Source organism: Cryobacterium sp. LW097, assembly GCF_002205495.2.
Classification (GTDB): Bacteria; Actinomycetota; Actinomycetes; order Actinomycetales; family Microbacteriaceae; genus Cryobacterium; species Cryobacterium zongtaii.
Window position 1 is genome coordinate 3,639,313 of record NZ_CP021992.1, and the last position, 17,894, is coordinate 3,657,206.

Here is a 17,894-nt window from a genome sequence, read left to right on the forward strand (position 1 = left end):
GGTCACGCCTGCCGGTCAAGCAGCACGTAGGTATAGGCCGCGATGGTCGCCGCATCCACGATGTCGCCCGCGCGGATCATGCGCCGGAAGTCGTCTTCGCTGAACCAGCGGTGCACCATGTCCTGCTCGGTGATCTCCCGCTCCGGCGGGCCGGGCGTCAGCTCGGTGGCCAGATACAGGTCGCAGCCCTGGCTGCTGTGCCCGTAGGCGCTGTAGAAGTGCGCCAGGTGTCGCACCTCGCCGGCGCGCATCCCGGTCTCCTCCTGAAGCTCGGCGCGGGCCAGGTCCTCCTGGCTGCCGTCGTTCTCACCTGGCCAGGAGCCTTGCGGGAACTCCCAGGCCCGCCGCCCGACGGTGTACCGGAACTGCTCGACCAGCCAGAACCCGCCGTCGACATACGGCACCACGATGGCAAAATCGGGCTTGTCGATGACGCCATAAATGCCCTGCGACCCGTCCGGGCGGCGCACGATGTCTTCGCGCACGGTCATCCAGGCGTTGCGGTACACCTCACGGGTTGAAACGGCTTCAGTCATGGGGCCATTCTCTCGGGTTCCCCGCACGACCCACAACGAGGCAGAGGAGGCGCCCCGACGTATCGGGGCACCTCCTCGACGATCTGGCCGCGGGGCGACCGGTGCGGCTCAGGCCCGCTGACGGCGGCGGATGAGCAGAGCGCCGGCTCCGGCGGCAAGTAGAGCGAGCGCGCCGCCTACCATTGCGGCCAGCGAGCTGACCCCCGTGTCGGCCAGGGCCGCGGCCGCGCTCTTGGCCGTCACCACGGTGAAGACGATCTCGGCGGCCTCTCCGTTCGCGGCCGTCACGATAATGCGGTGCGCGCCCGCTTCGGTGTTGGCCGGGATGGTGACGGTTCTACTGAAGGCGCCCGCAGCATCCGCAGTGACGGCACCGAGGCGCACCGGCGCCGAGTGCAGCACGACGTTGAGCTCGGCGTTCGCGGCGAAGTCGCGACCGGAGACGCCAACGGTGCTGCCCGCGGCCACCCGCAGGTCGGCGTCTGCGAGGGCGACGGATGGCTTGCGTGTGGTGGTGCCGGTCGGAGCCGGGGTCGGTGTCGCCGTCGCCGTCGCCGTCGGAACCGGGGTGGCGGTGGGCGTCGGTGTTGGCGTGACGAGGCCGAAGACCTCGGTCGCAGTTCCGAGGTTGAGGAAGACCGTTTCGCCGGTGGCGTCCTTGAGGCCGTCGTTGTCGGTGACCGCGTATACGTTGCCGTCGGCGCCGATGGTGAGGCCCTCGAGCTTCTCCTGGGTCCAGCCGTTGGTGGCCGCAAGGTCAGGCAGCACGTCGTGGGCGAGCGTTTTGGGCAGAACAGGCAGCGTACCTGCGGCCGGGTCTGCCTCTGGAACGGTCACGGTGTAGATGCGCTTCACCGCGGCGGCAGGGCCGTTGAGCTTGTCTCGCTCGATGACGGCAAGGGTGCTCTCGTCGACCGCGACGATCTCGGACAGGCCCATCCAGTCGCCGCCGCCGGCGGCTGCCTCCAGCTGGTAGCCGAACCAGGTCCAGCTCTGCTCGGTTACGTCGTAACGACCGATCCGGGTGACGCCCTCGCCGTCCACGGTCGTGGTGGGGTCGGCCGGGTCTGCCCAGAGCGGACGCTGCACGGCAACGTAGAGCTGTTCGTTTCCGGCCGCGTCGGTGGTCGCGGTCACGCCCTCGAAGCCCCATTTGGAGATGTGGTCGGAGATCTCCGTGGGCAGCGACACCTTCTCCTGCACCCCACCCGCGGCATCCGTTCGGTACAGCGCATTGCCATCGCCGGTGGCACCCTCGGCGGCGAGCCAGAAACCACCCTGTTCACGCGCGTGCAGGCCCTCGATGTCGAGCACGGCCGGCTTGCCGTTCTCGGTGACCACCAGGCTGTCGTCGATGCGCGCGGGCGCGGCGGTCACGTCGACCGTGAAGATCGTGCTCGGCGAGACGGCGGAGTCACTCGCCGTGTAGATGTGGGCGGTGTCGCCGGGCTTGGCGCTGAGCGCGCCGAGCGCCTGCCAGCCGATCGGCAGGCCGTCGACGTCGTCGGAGACGATGCTCGGCTGGCCCGCCGAAGCGTTACCGAGCGTGCCATCCCCGAGCTGGTACAGGGCCACCGAGGCGCGCACGCCGACGCTGGCGTCGTCGGTCTCGCTCGAGGCGACGAGCAGGTTGCGGCTGGGCACGGCCAGCAGGCCCTCTGGCCCGTTGGTGGCGAACACCATCTGCTGATAGACCGGCTTCACAGGGTCGGAGAGGTCGTAGACAGCCACGAAGTTGCTGCGCTCGGAGGCGACGAAGCCGTACCTGGTGCCGTCGATGGTGGAGACCATCAGTCCCTCGGGCTCGCTGCCCTTCTTGTCGGCGCGGCTGTCGGCGTACACGCCATTGGCCACAGCGAGGTGCTCGAACGAGTTTCCGGCGTCCCAGGAGACGTCGCCCGTGCTGGCGTCGAAGATCGTCCAGCCGCGAGTGCCGCCCTTCCAATCACCCTCGTTGGCGGTGGCCAGGTGGGTGTCGTCGACCCAGGCGATCGAGTCGGGCTCGCGCGGGACATTCGTGATCTGACCGGTGAGGTTGATCACCTTGTCTTTTTTCGTGTCGATGCCGGTGACCGTGGCGGTGCCGGCGCTGAAGACCTTGGTGATCGCCCTGGTCGGCAGGTCGATGAGCGCGATGCCGTTGTTCTCCTGCAGGGTGACCGCCAGCTGGTTGGCGCTGTTGATGGTCACATATTCGGGCTCGGGGTCGGTGGGCGAGTCCAGGCCCGCGGCCACGAACGAGGACAGGGCGGCGCCGTCGGCGGCAACCAACGGCACCGGGGTGGTCACCCAGCTGGTGGGGTCGGCGTTCAGGTCGATCACCTGAACGAACCCCGCGGGCAGCTGGGGCAGGTCGCCCTTCTTACCGGCTGTGGGAGTGAAATCCTCGTCGCGCTGGTTCTCGATCGCGATGGCCGCGTATTTTTTGTCGGCGCCGATGGCGATGGAGTCGGGCTGGCCGCCCAGGTCGATGCTGGTGACCAGGCTGCGGTCGCTGATGCGGATCACGTCGAGCCGGCCGGAGGGCGAGACGAAGTCTCCGCCGCTCTCGTCGACGACAACGAGCACGTAGTCGCCGTACACGGCAACGGAGGTGGGCTGGTCATCAGCGTGGCCGAGGTCGGCCAGGGAGATGCTGCCGGCGCCGACGGGGTTGTTCACGTCGGTGATGTCGAGGAAGCCGATGCGCTTGCCCGGGGCATCCGTGTAGATCACGGTCTTGCCGTCATCGGTGACGCCGGAGATCTCCGCGGCGGTGGTGTCGGCCGCGTCGGCTCCCGCGGGTGCGTTGAGGTAGACCGGGTAGGTGGCGGTGCGGTGAAACGCCGAGGAAGTCGGGGCCGGCGTCGCGGCGAGCGCCGGGGCGACGACCACGCAGCTGGCCATCAGTGTGGCCCCCACGATCAGGGTGGCGCGGCGGGCGGTTTTCGAGAGTGGCATGGCTTCCCCTGGATCACGAACGTGGTCTGTACGTCTTCACATGTACCCACCGAGCGTGACGGCGGCGGGCGACCTGGGGATGACCCGCGGGAGTCTCGCAGGCGACGGCACGGTGTACGTCAGGCAAACCGGTCGCGGCGCGGCGGTGCGGGTGCGAGCAAGCGGATGAGGACCCGGGCAGCCGCGCCCGGGTCCGCATCCAGCCCGAGGGGGGGGCTACCAGGCGACGGGTCCCTGAACGTCAATGAACGTGCCGGTGGGGCCATCCGCATCGATCGTGGCCATGCGCACGGCCGATCGTGCGCCCTCGGCCGGGGTGAGTACGCCGCGGTGGTTGTTCAGGTCGGTCGCGACGAAGCCGGGGCAGACGGCGTTGACCAGGATGCGCTCGGCGACGAGGGCCCGGGCATGCATCATGGTTACGGCGGTCAGTGCGGTCTTCGAGGGTACGTAGCCGAGGGCGATCGGGTCGGTGTTCGCGAAGTCGGAGATCGCCGCGAGTGAGCCCGCGCTGCTGGATACGTTTACGATTCGCGGGGCCGCCGACCGGCGCAACATCGGCAGGAACGCGCTGGTGACGGTGATTACCCCGAACACGTTCGTCTCGAAGACGTAGCGCACGTGGTCGACATCGGCGGTTTGGGGCATCTGGCCAGCGAAATCAGTGCCGGGCCGGTGGCTGATGCCGGCGTTGTTGATCAGGGCGTCGAGGCGCCCGAACCTGGTCTGGATGGTCTCGGCTGCCGCCTGCACCGATGTCGGGTCGGTGACGTCGAGGCCAACCGCGGTGACATCGCCGCCGGTTGCACGCAGCTGGGCAGCGGTCGCTTCGCCTCGCTCGAGGCTCCGGGCGCCGATGACCACGGTGTGGCCGAGGTGGGCGAGCTGGGCGGCGATTTCGCGCCCGATTCCTTTGTTGCCGCCGGTGACGAGGGTGATCATGGGGGTGGTCATAGGTACTCCTTCAGTGCCGAAACGATTTGTGCGGCACAGCTCAGCCTGACGACCGTGGTCGGGATTCGGAATAACGCAATGTCCGTTTTAATTGCCCTATAGTTCGGATATGGCAACCGACCGGCTCTCAGACATCCTCGATCTCATCGAGGTGAGAAGTGTGGTGTCGGGTGGCTCGGCCGTGCGCGGTCGCTGGCAGACCCGCAACAACATCGACGACGACCTCAAGTTCATCGCGGTGGTGCGGGGCCAGGCCCGGTTGACGACCAACGGCCTGCTCGAGCCGCTCGAACTGAACGCGGGCGATGTCGTGATCCTGAACGGGCGATCGTGGCTGGCGCTCGAGGGCGGGGTCGGCGACGGCGAACCCATCCAGGTGCGACCGCCGTCGGCGGGCTCCGTGATGTCTGCCGAAGACGCGAATACGGATGGTGCGGACGTGCTCATCGGTGGGCGGGTGGATCTGAACCCCACCGGCCGGGAGTTGCTCCTGCGCACGTTGCCGCCGGTTGTGCACATCGGCCTGGCGAGCCCGGTCGGCGCTGCGCTGCGCGGCCACATCCAACGATTGTTCGAAGAGATCGTGGCCGACCGCGTCGGGTCTGACTTCGCAATCCGCCAATACGGCCAACTGCTCGTGCTCGATGTCATCCGTGGATACCTGCACGACCCCGATATGCCGGCCGGCTGGTTGAAGGTGCTCACCGACGAACGTCTGCGGCCGGCTCTCGCGCTCATTCACGAGCAACCCGCCAAGGGCTGGAGCCTGGAGGACCTGGCCCGGGCCGCCTCCATGTCTCGCACCACTTTCGCAGGGCGGTTCCGCGACGCTGCGGGCACGCCACCCCTGTCCTACCTGATCAACTGGCGGATGCTGCTCGCTCAGCGTGAACTCCGCACCTCGGACACGCAGATTCGGGCGCTCGCTCTTCAGCTCGGCTATTCATCCGAAAGCGCGTTCAGCACCGCCTTCAAGCGTCGGGTCGGTGAGTCCCCGTTGAGTTATCGTTCTCGCGCCCGCATCGAGCACGGCTCCGTGGCAACGTAGTGGGCGTCAGGTTCGGGTCTAGGCGCACTCGCCACCAGGTCCGGGCCGATCTCCTCCGAGGCCGCGCGGGAGGTCACGGCATCCGCCGGTTCAAGCCGGCAGCCCCCGGCGAGCTCGGTTATCCGGAAGCAGCAGCCTGGGACAGGCCAAACCGGCCAGCCGGCCACAGGGCAAGGGCATCACGATCGCCACCCTCACAGTGTCGGAGGCGTCGATCTACGGTCGATTCGGTTCCAGCACTTAGGTATACGCAGAGGGTCACGGCTTCAGTCATGGCGCCGGCTCGCGCTCGGTGATCGAACGTCGCTCACATCCGCAGCACACGCGGAGGCGCCCCCGCAACCAGTTGGGGAGCTGGCTGCGGGGGCGCTTCTGTGTTGTCAGATTAGGTGTGCTTGCGACGCACCATGAACATGGCGGCGGCACCGACAAGTATGGTCAACAGGCTGAAGAGTGCAGCCCCGCGCAGAAGGTCTGAGTCCACCCCGGTGTGCGCGAGTGCACCCACCGACTTCAGGGTCATTCTCACGTCGTCACGGTCGGTGATCTCCGGCCCCGTGGGAGGCGTCGCGGTGACGCTCGCCTTGTTGCTCACGAAGCCCGCCGACTTGTCCGCATCCGTAACGGCGTAGGTAGCGGTCGCCGTCACGGACGCACCCGGAGCAAGCTCACCCTGGGCGTTCGGCCACGCACCGTATGTGATCGCCGACAGGCCGCGCAGTTCATCAGCGATCGAGACGGATGTCAGCGACACGTTGCCCGTATTGGTCACGACGAAGGTGAAGGTGATCGTGTCACCGTGAACCACACCGGTCTTCACCAACGAGATCGCCGGGCCGTCGACGAGCGGCAGCTCGAACGTGTCCTTGTCGGAGACCACCGGCCCATGCGGCGGCGTTCCCGTCACAGTGGCCGTGTTGGACACGAGGCCGGCGTCAAGGTCTGCCTGCGTCAGGGTGTAGCTGGCCGTGGCCGTCACCGACTGCCCTGGTGCAAGCACACCGGCGCCAGCCGGCCAGGCGCCGTACGACACATCCGACAGCCCGTCGAGGGCGTCCTCGATGGATACCGAGGTCAGGGTGACGGTGCCCGAGTTCGTCGCGACGAACGTGTAGGCAATCGTGTTTCCACTCAGCACACCGGTCTTGACCAGAGACACCGACGGAGTCCCGCCGAGGGGCTGGTCGAACTCGTCCTCGTCGGTGACGATGCCGCCACCGGGCGGGGTTCCCGTGGTCGTCGCCGTGTTGTGCACGGCGCCGGCATCACGATCCGCCTGAGTCACCGCATACGTCGCCGTTGCGGTAACCGACTGGCCCGGGGCGAGTACGCCCGTCACGGCCGGCCACTCACCGTACTGAAGCTCCGACAGGCCCTTGAGCTCGTCAGCGATCGACACCGCCGTCAGCGTCACGTCGCCCGTGTTCGTCGCAGTGAACGAGTAGGCGATCGTGTTTCCATCCAGCACACCGGTCTTCACCAGATTCAGCGCAGGTGTGCCGTCCAGGGGCTGGTCGAAGTCGTCCTCATCAGAAACCGGCGGGCCGCTCGGCGGTGTTCCCGTCGTCGTCGCGGTGTTGTCCACGGTGCCCGCATCACGGTCAGCCTGGGTGATCGCATACGAAGCAGTTGCGGTCACCGACTGGCCCGGGGCAAGAACACCCGTCGCGGCCGGCCACTTGCCATACGAGATCTCCGAGAGTCCCTCGAGCTCATCAGCAATTGTCACCGAGGACAGCGTCACGCTGCCGGTGTTCGTCGCAGTGAACGAGTAGGCGATCGTGTCGCCAGCGAGCACACCGGTCTTCACCAGATTCAGCGCAGGTGCACCAGCCAGGGGCTGTTCGAAGTCGTCCTCGTCAGAAACGGGCGGACCACTCGGCGGCGTTCCCGTGGTGGTGGCGGTGTTGGCCACGGTGCCCGCATCACGGTCAGCCTGGGTGATCCCATACGAAGCGGTTGCGGTCACCGACTGGCCAGGGGCAAGAACACCCGACGCGGCCGGCCACGCGCCGTAAGAAATCTCCGACACGCCCTCGAGCTCGTCGACGATCGACACCGCAGTCAACGTCACGTTGCCGGTGTTCGTCGCGGTGAACGAGTAGGCGATCGTGTCGCCAGCCAGCACACCAGTCTTCTCCAGGGAGATTCCCGGAGTGAGTTCAGGCAAAGTGACGAGGGCCGGAGCCTCATCGGTCACGGCCGTTCCGGCCGGTGGGATGCCCGAGGTCGTCGCAGTATTCGACACTTCTCCGGCCGTGACATCGGCTTCTGTAAGGGTGTAACTCGCGGTCGCGGTCACCGATTGTGTCGGCTCAAGAACACCCGGAGCGCCGGGCCAGATACCGAACTCGATGGAAGACAGGCCCGGCTTCGGGTCGGCGAGCGTGACGTCGGTGAGGGCAACGGTCCCCGTATTGGTGACGGTGAACTCATAGTCCACGATGTCGCCGGCCGTTCCGGTCGCGCCGTCCGCGAGGGTTCCGGTCTTCTCCAGATCGATCGACGCACAGTTCGTGTTCACGATGCCGATGAGAGTGCTCGCCAGCGCAGCGAATCCGGCAAGGTGGTAGTCGTCACCCTCGGCCGGTCCGGAGATCTGAGTAATATGCTCACGGAACATCGCCAGCTGACCGCCCGCGATGTTGTCGTTCACACCGATTGGAACGATCCGGGTGCCCTCGCCCTTGACCACGTTTGCGCTGCTGACAGCAGCGTCGATGGTCGCCTGATTGGTGCTGTTTCCCGGGCCCTGGACGGGGTCGGCATACTGGGTGGGATTGCCGTCGGTGAGGAAGAAGAGCGCGTCGTAGTTCTCGGTCGACCCGGCAATGGCTGCGAGACCGCGGTCCCAGTTCGTGCCGCCCTGGGCGGGAACCGGACGCTGCAGGCCGTTGACGTACGACACGATCGCGTCGACGCCGGCGGCGTCGGCCACCGACGTCAGCGGCAGCGGCGCGTTGGCTCCACCGTTGGTGGCGGGCGCGTTCGACGCGAAGTTGCTGACCGCAAACCGAACCGGGTAGCCCTCGAGCGCGTTCGCGAGCTCGGCGAGCTCTTCTCGTGCCTGCTGAAGCTGCGGGTCGGTTACCGAGTTGGACAGGTCCAGGCTGATGGCGAAATCCACTTCGCACTGTGCCGCCATGGCCGGGTTCGGGGCCGCAGGCACTGCGGACTGTACTGCGAATGCTGCCGAGGCACCGCTGATCGCCAGCACCGAGGCGAGGGTTGCCGCCACCGCCCCGCGCGCGACATGTCGCGTATTTCTGTGTCGTGCGGATGAATCAGGACGTAGTCGTCTCACGTGATCGGGTCTCCATGGTCGATCGGATGGCACAGCACATACGGAGAACGGCCATGCCCGGCAGCTGGGTTACTGCCGCCCAATGCTCGCCTCTCCCACGCCCGCACCAGCTCGGATTCTGCGAATTTCACCCGCCACTTCACCCTTTTCCCGGCAGGCGATCTGTGGCGCGCGTCGCGGCCGGACACCCTCCCCTTGGGGGACCGGAATCTGCAATCTGGCTGATGAGGCGGCAATTATCGCATCCCAGGCCAGAACAGGTGCCGACAGGCGGCAAAGCGGCCATTGCGAACCGGGCGGGGTGGCCTTCATCGACTCGTCGCCCCAGCGGCTGAGCTCGGAATCATGGCGCTGTCGATGCCCAAAACCGAGAGATTCGGCTTGGCTGCGCTTGCCTTCTTCGGCGCGGTTGACGGTTTGTGGTCAGGCGAGCAGGTGAGGTGCCGACGTAGCGACTCGAATGGCACCGTCTCGGTCGTTCACTTCGAGTTTTCGATAGATCGACTTCAATTGGGACTTGATCGTGTTGGGTGACAGGTGCTCCGCGGCAGCGATCGCCGCGACGCTTCGCCGTTGCACAAGGTGGCGGAACACGACTCGTTCGCGTTCGCTGAGTTGCACGGTCGGGGGTGCGGTTACCGCGCTTGTACGAGCGTGGAGTTCGCGGAGCATGCGCGGTTCGAGCGCCGCCCGGTGATTGGAAAGCAGTGTCGCTTGTTCGGAAGCGGTCAGGCGCAGCAGCACGATGCCGAGTTTCTCAGAGGCCACGAGGTCGATTGCCGCCGCGAAGTGCCCCCGTGCCTCCTCGATCTGGCCGAGCTCGAGCTTCGCCGCGGCGACGAGCACCAACAGTTCGACGGTGACGCGAGGACTGATCAGAGTCTGGGACAGTCCCGGAGTTGCGAGCACGAGAGCCCCCCGGGCGTCTCCCCGCCGGAGAGCAGCCCACGCACGAACGAGGCGCACCGGATCGACCGCGGCGGGAAGGGTGACACCGTCGAGTTGCGCGATCGTCTGAGTCGCCGAGCCGACATCGCCAAGCGCCAATTGCAACTCAGCGACCGCCATCGTGGACAGCCACCCGTTCAGGCCGCTCGAACGCAGGCGCTCTGGCTGAGTTGACAGTGTCGCGCCGACGCGGGCGAGCTGCTGCTGAGTTTGACCGGAGGCTCTGGCCAATGCGGATTCGACAAAGAGCCTGAACGCCCAAGACTCCCGGTCGATGTCGGCCGATGGCGCGGCATCCAGTGCCTCTTGCGCATCTTCGAAACGCAGATCATTTACGGCCAGAAGGGCGCGCGCGAGTGCCCCCGCCGTCAATACAGTGTCAACGGCCGACGCTTCCGCTGGACCATCTTGAGTCTCGCGCCCGGCTCCCGGCTGGCGACTCAACCACTGTTCAGCGACACCTCGGTTGCCGGAGAGCGCGTAGTTGAGCGCCAACGAACCCGCCGCCTCCGTGACGATCCGCTCGTTGTCGAAGGTCAACGCTTCATCGAAGGTGCGTTCGTAGGCACGGTTCGCATCGATCAGCTCGCCTCCCAGTTCGAGAGTGATCGCCCATTGCAGCCGAATGTCAGGGAGCACCGGTCGGATGGATGCGATCGCTTCGTCGGAGACGTCGGCGATCATCCCGTGCGCCTCGCGCACCAAAGCCACCGCTTCGGCCATGTTGCCCTGGAACCGTGCGGACACGCTCCGGCTCGTGAGGTCGACGAGGATGTCGAGCAGGCCACGGGGAACGGGTGCTACCCGATGCTGGAACCGAAGCGGGCGGCGATCGCCGCTCACCGGCAGGTAATTCACGTAGGTCTTCGCCGCAACGAGCCGCGGGTTATCGGCAAGAACCTCGGCCGGGAGCGCATTAATCACTTCCAAGAGGAGGGCCTGATTCGTCTGTGTGAGAGCTACCCAGTGCGTCTCGACTGAGTCGATTGCGGCGGACCACGCCTGCTCGCTCAGCGCAGCACGCAGCTCTTCTTCAAACGACGAATCCCCCATAGCGAATCATTGTACGAGGGTTTTTCCTTCGCCTGGGCCCCCAGAAGCCGGGGGCTGCGGCGTCCCCATCCTCCCGGCGTGCGGTGCGAGAACACACCAAATATCGCGTTGGCGACGCGTCCACCAAAGCACCGCAGATCGTCACGACGGCCCGGCCGCGACCTGCCCGAGTTTCTCACCGCCGCCGGCATGACCCCGGATGCCCCGATCCGCACGCCGTCAGACGTGTACCGGGTAGTGGCGCTGATCGCCGAGGTGCTGCAGTCGATGGAGCGCGACACCACCACCGCGAGCCTGCTCGCCGCCGCCGGCGCCGCCGAATACCTGCGAACCCACATCGACGACCACGTGAGCGTCCCGAGCTCGCCGCCATGTCGCGCCTGAGTGGCTCCCACTTCGCCGCCCTTTTCAAGAGCCGCATCGGCTACCCCGCGCTGCAGTACCAAACCCAGCTCCGGATGGCCCGGGCCCGCGAACTCCTGGACACCACCGACCAGGCCATCGCCGCGGTCGCCGCCTCCACCGGGCTATACCGACAGCTTCTACTTCGCCCGCCAGTTCAAGAAGGTGCACGCGGCACCGCCGTTCGGGCACCGGGGGCAGCGGAAGGGTCAGCTAATCGCGCGCTCTCCTGTGGCCTCGCTGCGCCGGCGCGGGCAGCCCGAAGACGCGGGAACGGACTCGTCACGCCAACGCCGTCTTACGTGGTTCGCAGCTAGGGCTTTGCCTGCAGGTTCACCATGGTCACCCCGCAAAGGCACGCGAGTGTCTTCTTTACGTTGTCTGCCAACAACACGCTGACCAATCCACCACATTGAGGACACTCAAACCGCTCCAGCAAGGCCTTCCATGCTGACACGACTTGAGCGAATTCGGTGCGGTTCAAATTCTCCCAAGCGTTGAAGTGCACCACTACGTTGATTGCCCACTCCTCCTGCTTCGCTTGGAGAGCTGCACCTCTCACTGCCTCTTCCCACTCGGAGAGCTCCAGGACCCTCGTTTGTTGATTCCAAGAATTCGCCGCGCCCTTGCCCTTCTTCAGCAATTCTCGAAGGGTCTTCACCGCACTATCGAAAAGCTCGCCGAGGGTATTTTGTCCGTCAAGGCGATACGGCACGGGAGCGTGCAGGTTGTCTGCAATCTCGCGCGACAAATACTCTAAATAGGACCGGAGGGCGCCGGCGGCCGCCTTAACGTCGCCCTCCTCCAGGTGAGCCGTGATGTCGTCCCACGGTGCATAATTGCGCCATGACACGGGGCCGCTCGCTACATCCCACGCTCGGAATTGGATAATTTCTCTGCTCCGAGCTAGGCCTTGAGTCTTGATCTGTCGCATCCACTGGTCATCGTGGGTGGTGATGATGAACTGCGTATCAGGAAATTCCTGGAGAAGAAGGGTAACCACGAACCGACGGTGCCCCGAATCGATTGACATAAGTACATCGTCGAGAGCGCTCAGCGTGAAGTTTGCGCCCAGTGTGTGGCTGGCCAGCGCCAAATAGAGGCAGAGGCCCATCGCGTCCTGGTGCCCCTCGCTGTGATACGCCGCCGGCGGGAATAGACCTCTTCCGTAGAAAGAAACGTTCATATCGAGACCAGCACCAGATCGCTCAAGGCTCGCTTCGAATTCCGCTTCGTCATCCGAGTTAATCGCCGCGTAGAACTTGGCGAACGTCTTTTCCACCGCGACATAGATCTCCAAAAGACTATTTGCAGTCGAGGAATCGAACGATGTGAATGCGGCTCGGGAAATCCTTGCCTTTTCGGCCGCCTTTACGACAACACCATGCTGCTGTTCCAACTCCGTCACCCGCTGGCTTACCGCTCTTAGCCGTGCTCGACGTTCATCGGCCTCCGAGGGAACAGGCAAGGCCTCGATTGCCGGCCTGACGCGTTCTGCGCGCGACACAATTGACGTCACTGAGAGCGTCTCCAGCTTCGCAATGCAGGCCAGGTCCTCGGCACTGGCGACCGAATGGAGAGCGTTTATGGCGTTAGCCATTTGGGCCTGAATGCCATCGAGACCTAAGTCGTCGAGTGACATGGCAGCCGCTATCTGCACTACCGGACCCAAGGCGCGCTGGATGCCGCGAACCGTATCGAGCTGAACCGTTGCCTCCTGCCGCAGAGTACTCAGGTCATTAAGCGCTTGCTTTGATTCAGCCTTCTTATGTGCAACGACGGACTCAAACTCGCCTGGGGCCCACCTTGTTCCGCATACAGGGCAGTTCCCGCCATCGAACAATAGGAGAGCAGAGGCTAAGAGCGCATCAGAGTTCATCGCAGTCAAGAAAGCCACGTCGGCAGCTTTTTCGCTGGCCGAGTCGATCACGGCACTCAAAGCGACTGGTAGAACCGCCGCTCCCTCCTTGCCCAGTTCCGCAACCAAGGCTGCGAGCTGCGACAGCCACAACGACCTATTTGATAGATTGCCCGCGGCCCCTTGAGGCGCGTCAAGGCCACTCAGAATTTGCTTTTCGCCTAGATCTGATGATGCCCCCAAACCTAGGGCGGACCGGTCAGCGTTGATCGATTCGAGAACGGCAGCGGCGTCTGGCGAAGCCGTCCTGGCTGCAACCGTCAGCGCAGCCGAGATTGACTGCAAGCTAGCCTGCTCCCGGTCATGGTCCCTCTTATCTGAATTGCAAACTCTCTGAAGCAAAGCCCGCATGTTTCCTATTCGTTCGAGCCCCAGAAGCTGCGCAACGTCATCACTGCGGCTTTTTCCTTCTCCCAAAACGAACCGCACAATTTCTCGGCGAGTCAAAGCAAATTCCGGGTGTTTCCGCATCCAAGTGACGGCCGTGCGCGCCTCGCTGGACTCCGGTTTGAGAGTGAACGCACCGGCAGTTCCTACCGACCGCCGCAGAGTGTGCCGTGCCCCTGACGGCTTCAAAACGAAGTCGACTTCGACCCAGGACATCTTTGGCGTGTCTATGAAATCGACGTGCGGCGCATGGGACTTCACCGACACATTGCCTGTGCCTCGGCCAGTAAGGCGGCCGATCGACCCAGTGAAAGCGAACTCGAGCGCGTCTATGACTCCGCTCTTACCTGTGCCGTTTCGACCTGCCACCACGAAGGTCTTTTCGCTGAGTTCAAACTCAAAGTCCTTGATTCCCCGAAAGTTGTGAACTCGGAGCTTGTCAACTTTCAGCATGCTTCGTTGGCCTCGAGCAGCGTGCGAATCTCGATCTCATTTGGAGCCTTTTCGCGACCAAGCAGGATAGCGAGATCAGAACCCTTGCCTTCGAATCCATCAACAGCTTCGAGCTCGACACCGAATGCGACCAAAATCGTCGCCAATACGGACGGAATATCATCGTTCGCTGCAACTAGAATTTCCTGCGCAATGTCCCCTGTAGTCCCCATACGACTAGCTTGACGGCGGGTCGCGCATCCCGGCGAAGGCTGGTGTCCCCCATTCTGGGTATTCAACTCTTGGCGGAGGAACGCCGGGCCCCGACCGGCCCGACGGCAGTTGTCTACTCACGCAGGAAATGCTCTCAACCTTCGGCGGATGTGCGCTTGGCTTTGATTGTCGCGCGAAGCTCTTGACATCCACAAAAACGTTTATGTAAACTCACACCCACATCAACAAAAACGTTTTTGGGAATGGGTTCAACGATGAGCAAGCGTGTGGGTATTCGAGAGGTCGCAGCCGCGGCCGGCGTCTCCGTGACGACCGTGTCGCACTCGCTCAGCGGTGGCGGACAACTCAGCGACGCCACCCGGGAACGCGTGAAGTCGGTGGCCGAGGGCCTCAACTACGCACCCAACCGGCTCGCCAGCGGACTCCGCAGCAAGCGCTCGCAGATCATCGGCTTCGTCAGCGACGAGATCTCGACCACGCCATACGCCGGCAACGTTCTGCTTGGCGCTCAAGAGGCCGCCGCCGCCAACGACCAGGTGCTCATGGTCGTCAACTCCAACCGCAACTCTAAGGTCGAAGACCTCGGCATCGAAGCACTGCTGCAGCACCGCGTCGACGGCATCATCTACGCCCGCATGTACCACCAGGCAGTGGAGCTGCCGGCGGCACTGAGCGGGATTCCCACCGTGCTCCTCGACGCATCCAGCGACCGCACCGACCTGTCCTCGGTGGTGCCCGACGAGGAAGGCGCCGCCCGCACCGCCATGGAGCACCTCATCGAGGCCGGGCACCGTCGCATCGGCTACCTGGGCAACGTCGACGACATCCCCGCCACCCGCGGCCGCCTGGCCGGGTACCGCGCCGCCCTGACCGAACACGGCATCGCCTTCGACGAGTCCCTCGTCACCATGAGCGAGTCGATGACCGCACCGGGCCGCTACGCCGCCAGCCGGATGCTCGCCCAGCCCGACCGGCCCACCGCGCTGTTCTGCTTCAACGACCGCATCGCCATGGGCGCGTACCAGGCGGCGCAACTGGCCGGCCTGGCGATCCCAGACGACCTGAGCATCGTGAGCATCGACAACTTCGAGGTCCTGGCCGACGCGCTGCTGCCCGGACTGACCTCCATCGCGCTGCCCCACTACGAGATGGGCCGCTGGGCCATCGAACGGCTCGCGGCCGAGCTCGCCGGCGACGCCGAGTCGGCACCGCAGCAGATTCGCATGCACTGCCCACTGGTTCAGCGGCAGTCAGTCGGCCCGCCCCCGCGATAACGCGGCGACGAGCCGACCTCCTCTACTTCGCGACCGCTGGAACGGCCGCGACGATCGGCGCCTCCGCCGAAACACCCCCAACCCAACCGATAAGAAGGAATGAAGATGCGACACGCAAAGAAGCGCCTGATCGTAGCGAGTTTAGTCGCCACGAGTCTCGTTGCCACGATGGCCGGTTGCGCCAGCGGCGCCGCCGGCGGCGGCTCCGATGGCAACAACGGTGAACTGACCGTCTGGACCCACAACGGCGGCAACGTCGAAGAGCTCGCCGCGGTGCAGGCCATCGTCGACGGCTACAACGAGAGCCAGGACAAGACCACGGTGAAGCTGCAGGCGTTCCCGCAGGCCTCCTACAACGACTCGGTCATCGCGGCCGCGGCATCCGGCAAGCTGCCCTGCATCGTCGACATCGACGGCCCCAACGTGCCCAACTGGGCCTGGGCCAAGTACCTCACCCCGCTCGACCTGAGCGTGGACCTGGACGAGAACCTGCCGAGCACCTTGGGTATCTGGAACGGCGAGACCTACTCGGTGGGCTACTACGACGTGGCGCTGGCGATGTTCGCCCGCAAGTCGGTGCTCGCCGAAAACGGCATCCGCCAGGCCACCATCGACCAGCCGTGGACCCAGGCCGAGTTCGGTGACGCCCTGGAGAAGCTCAAGGCCACCGGCACCTGGACCAACCCGCTCGACATCGGCACCGGCGATGTGGGCGAGTGGTACCCCTACGCGTTCTCCCCGCTGCTGCAGTCCTTCGGCGGCGACCTCATCGAACGTGACGAGTACCAGTCGGCCGAGGGCGTGCTCAACGGCCCCGAAGCCCTCGAGTGGGCCGAGTGGATGCAGTCCCTCGCCACCGACGGCTACATCGCCACCAAGAGCGGCGCCGACTCAGCCCTCGACTTCCAGAACAACGTCACCGCCATCCAGTACGGCGGCAGCTGGGCGGCCGCCAACAACGCCGCGGCTGTCGGCGACGACCTGGCCGTGATGCCCTCCGTCGACCTCGGCGAAGGCACCAAGATCGGCGGCGGCTCCTGGCAGTGGGGCGTGACCACCGGTTGCGCCGACACCGAGGCAGCCATGGACTACCTCTCCTACTCGCTCTCCCCCGAGAACATCGCCGCGGTCGCGGTGGCCACCGCCACCATCCCCGCAACGGATGCCGCCGCCGCCCTGGTGCCCGGCTTCGAGGAGGGCGGCAACCTCGCCATCTTCCGTGAGTTCTCCGCGAAGAGCGCGGTGCTCCGCCCCGAGACCCCGGCGTACCCGTTCATCGCGACGGAGTTCACCAAGGCCACCCAGGACATCATCAACGGCGGCGACCCGCAAGACACCCTCGACGCGGCGGTCACGGCCATCGACGCCAACATCAAGTCCAACGGCGGTTACACGCAGAAGTAGTCGACCGCGGGGGCGCAGCCACGCTGCGCCCCCGCTCTCGCTCAGGGAGACTCTCATGACCAGCACGATCGAACGACCCCCGGCGGCCCCCGCCGCCGGCCGCCCGGCCCGGCCCAGCCGGCCTAAACGGGACCGCACCAGCAAGACCGAAAACCTCGCCGGACTGGCCATGCTCGCGCCCGCGGTGCTGCTGCTGGCCCTGTTCATCTTCGTCCCCGCGATCCTTGCGTTCGGGCTCGCCTTCACCAACGCCCGGCTCATCTCGCCCTACCCGGCCACCTTCGTGGGCCTCGACAACTTCGTCCGGCTGTTCGCGGATGCCGCGTTCTTCCGCGCGCTGATCAACGTCGGCTACTTCGCCCTGGTCGTCGTTCCGCTGCAGGCCGGCCTCGCCCTGGTGATGGCGATCCTGGTGAACAAGAAGGTGCGCGGCACCACGTTCTTCCGCACGGTGTACTTCCTGCCGGTGGTCACCTCGATGGTCGTCGTGTCGCTGCTCTGGCTGTTCATGTACCGCCAGGACGGCCTGATCAACGTGATCATCGACCGGGTCACGATGGGACTGGTCACCGGGCCCGACTGGCTGAACGACACCGCCACCTCGATGCCGGCGATCATCCTGATGTCGGTCTGGCAGGGCGTGGGCTTCCACATGATCATCTGGCTCTCCGGGCTGCAGACCATCCCCGCCGACCTCTACGAAGCGGCCGACCTCGACGGCGTCTCACCCTGGCAGCGGTTCAGGTACATCACCTGGCCGGGCCTGTCCGCCACCCGCAGCCTGATCCTGGTGACCATCACCATCCAGGCGCTTAGCCTGTTCACCCAGATCAGCGTGATGACCCAGGGCGGCCCGCTCAACTCCACCACCACGGTGGTCTACGAAGCCGTCGAATCCGGCTTCGCCCAGCAGGAGACCGGCTACGCCTCGGCGATCTCCCTCGTGTTCTTCGTCATCGTGCTGCTGATCTCCGTCGTGCAGCGCTTCCTCAGCAGAGAGAAGGCCTGATCATGGCGATTCCCCACATCTCTACAGCGCCAGCGGCCATCGCAGACGTGG

General features: G+C 65.3%; 13 protein-coding genes. 6 read left to right on the top strand and 7 right to left on the bottom strand.

The window, feature by feature from the left end:
• Positions 1-2: 2 nt before the first annotated feature.
• From B7495_RS17105 to B7495_RS17115, 3 genes are all read right to left on the bottom strand, one after another.
• The gene (locus tag B7495_RS17105) at positions 3-536 is read right to left on the bottom strand and encodes an NUDIX hydrolase (protein WP_088457651.1); all 534 of its coding nucleotides are present in this window, start codon (positions 534-536) and stop codon (positions 3-5) included.
• Between the two features lie 108 nt (positions 537-644).
• Entirely contained in the window at positions 645-3,476 is a 2,832-nt protein-coding gene (locus B7495_RS17110) for an esterase-like activity of phytase family protein (RefSeq protein WP_088457652.1), read from the bottom strand.
• Between the two features lie 216 nt (positions 3,477-3,692).
• Positions 3,693-4,430 carry an SDR family oxidoreductase gene (locus B7495_RS17115; protein ID WP_088457653.1) on the bottom strand — a complete coding sequence of 246 codons (738 nt, stop codon included), beginning with the start codon at positions 4,428-4,430 and terminating at the stop codon, positions 3,693-3,695.
• 109 nt (positions 4,431-4,539) lie between these two features.
• On the opposite strand from B7495_RS17115, the gene B7495_RS17120 reads away from it, so the two are divergent.
• Positions 4,540-5,478: an AraC family transcriptional regulator gene (locus B7495_RS17120; RefSeq protein ID WP_088457654.1), complete on the top strand. Its 939-nt coding sequence runs from the start codon at positions 4,540-4,542 to the stop codon at positions 5,476-5,478.
• 385 nt (positions 5,479-5,863) lie between these two features.
• Here B7495_RS17120 and B7495_RS17125 read toward each other — a convergent pair whose 3' ends face one another.
• Positions 5,864-8,605: a DUF11 domain-containing protein gene (locus tag B7495_RS17125; protein WP_151199600.1), complete on the bottom strand. Its 2,742-nt coding sequence runs from the start codon at positions 8,603-8,605 to the stop codon at positions 5,864-5,866.
• A 600-nt stretch (positions 8,606-9,205) separates the two neighbouring features.
• Entirely contained in the window at positions 9,206-10,783 is a 1,578-nt protein-coding gene (locus tag B7495_RS17130; RefSeq protein ID WP_088457656.1) for a LuxR C-terminal-related transcriptional regulator, read from the bottom strand.
• A gap of 189 nt (positions 10,784-10,972) precedes the next feature.
• Here B7495_RS17130 and B7495_RS17135 point away from each other — a divergent pair, with 189 nt between their 5' ends.
• Both B7495_RS17135 and B7495_RS19725 read left to right on the top strand, forming a co-directional pair.
• Entirely contained in the window at positions 10,973-11,167 is a 195-nt protein-coding gene (locus B7495_RS17135) for a hypothetical protein (RefSeq protein WP_088457657.1), read from the top strand.
• A complete protein-coding gene (locus tag B7495_RS19725) occupies positions 11,155-11,502 on the top strand; it encodes an AraC family transcriptional regulator (RefSeq protein WP_088457658.1) in 348 nt (115 codons plus the stop codon). The genes B7495_RS17135 and B7495_RS19725 overlap by 13 nt, the downstream gene beginning before the upstream one ends.
• On the opposite strand, the gene B7495_RS17145 is transcribed toward B7495_RS19725, so the two are convergent.
• Both B7495_RS17145 and B7495_RS18885 read right to left on the bottom strand, forming a co-directional pair.
• Positions 11,499-13,943: an AAA family ATPase gene (locus B7495_RS17145; protein ID WP_088457659.1), complete on the bottom strand. Its 2,445-nt coding sequence runs from the start codon at positions 13,941-13,943 to the stop codon at positions 11,499-11,501. The genes B7495_RS19725 and B7495_RS17145 overlap by 4 nt on opposite strands.
• The gene (locus tag B7495_RS18885; protein ID WP_151199601.1) at positions 13,937-14,155 is read right to left on the bottom strand and encodes a hypothetical protein; all 219 of its coding nucleotides are present in this window, start codon (positions 14,153-14,155) and stop codon (positions 13,937-13,939) included. Before B7495_RS18885 ends, B7495_RS17145 begins: the two co-directional genes overlap by 7 nt.
• A gap of 255 nt (positions 14,156-14,410) precedes the next feature.
• Here B7495_RS18885 and B7495_RS17150 point away from each other — a divergent pair, with 255 nt between their 5' ends.
• From B7495_RS17150 to B7495_RS17160, 3 genes are all read left to right on the top strand, one after another.
• On the top strand, positions 14,411-15,430 hold the full coding sequence (locus B7495_RS17150) for a LacI family DNA-binding transcriptional regulator (RefSeq protein WP_088458164.1): 1,020 nt from the start codon (positions 14,411-14,413) through the stop codon (positions 15,428-15,430).
• Positions 15,431-15,535: 105 nt separating this feature from the next.
• On the top strand, positions 15,536-16,834 hold the full coding sequence (locus tag B7495_RS17155) for an extracellular solute-binding protein (RefSeq protein WP_370028204.1): 1,299 nt from the start codon (positions 15,536-15,538) through the stop codon (positions 16,832-16,834).
• A 55-nt stretch (positions 16,835-16,889) separates the two neighbouring features.
• Positions 16,890-17,843: a carbohydrate ABC transporter permease gene (locus tag B7495_RS17160; protein ID WP_088457661.1), complete on the top strand. Its 954-nt coding sequence runs from the start codon at positions 16,890-16,892 to the stop codon at positions 17,841-17,843.
• The last annotated feature ends 51 nt before the right edge of the window (positions 17,844-17,894 follow it).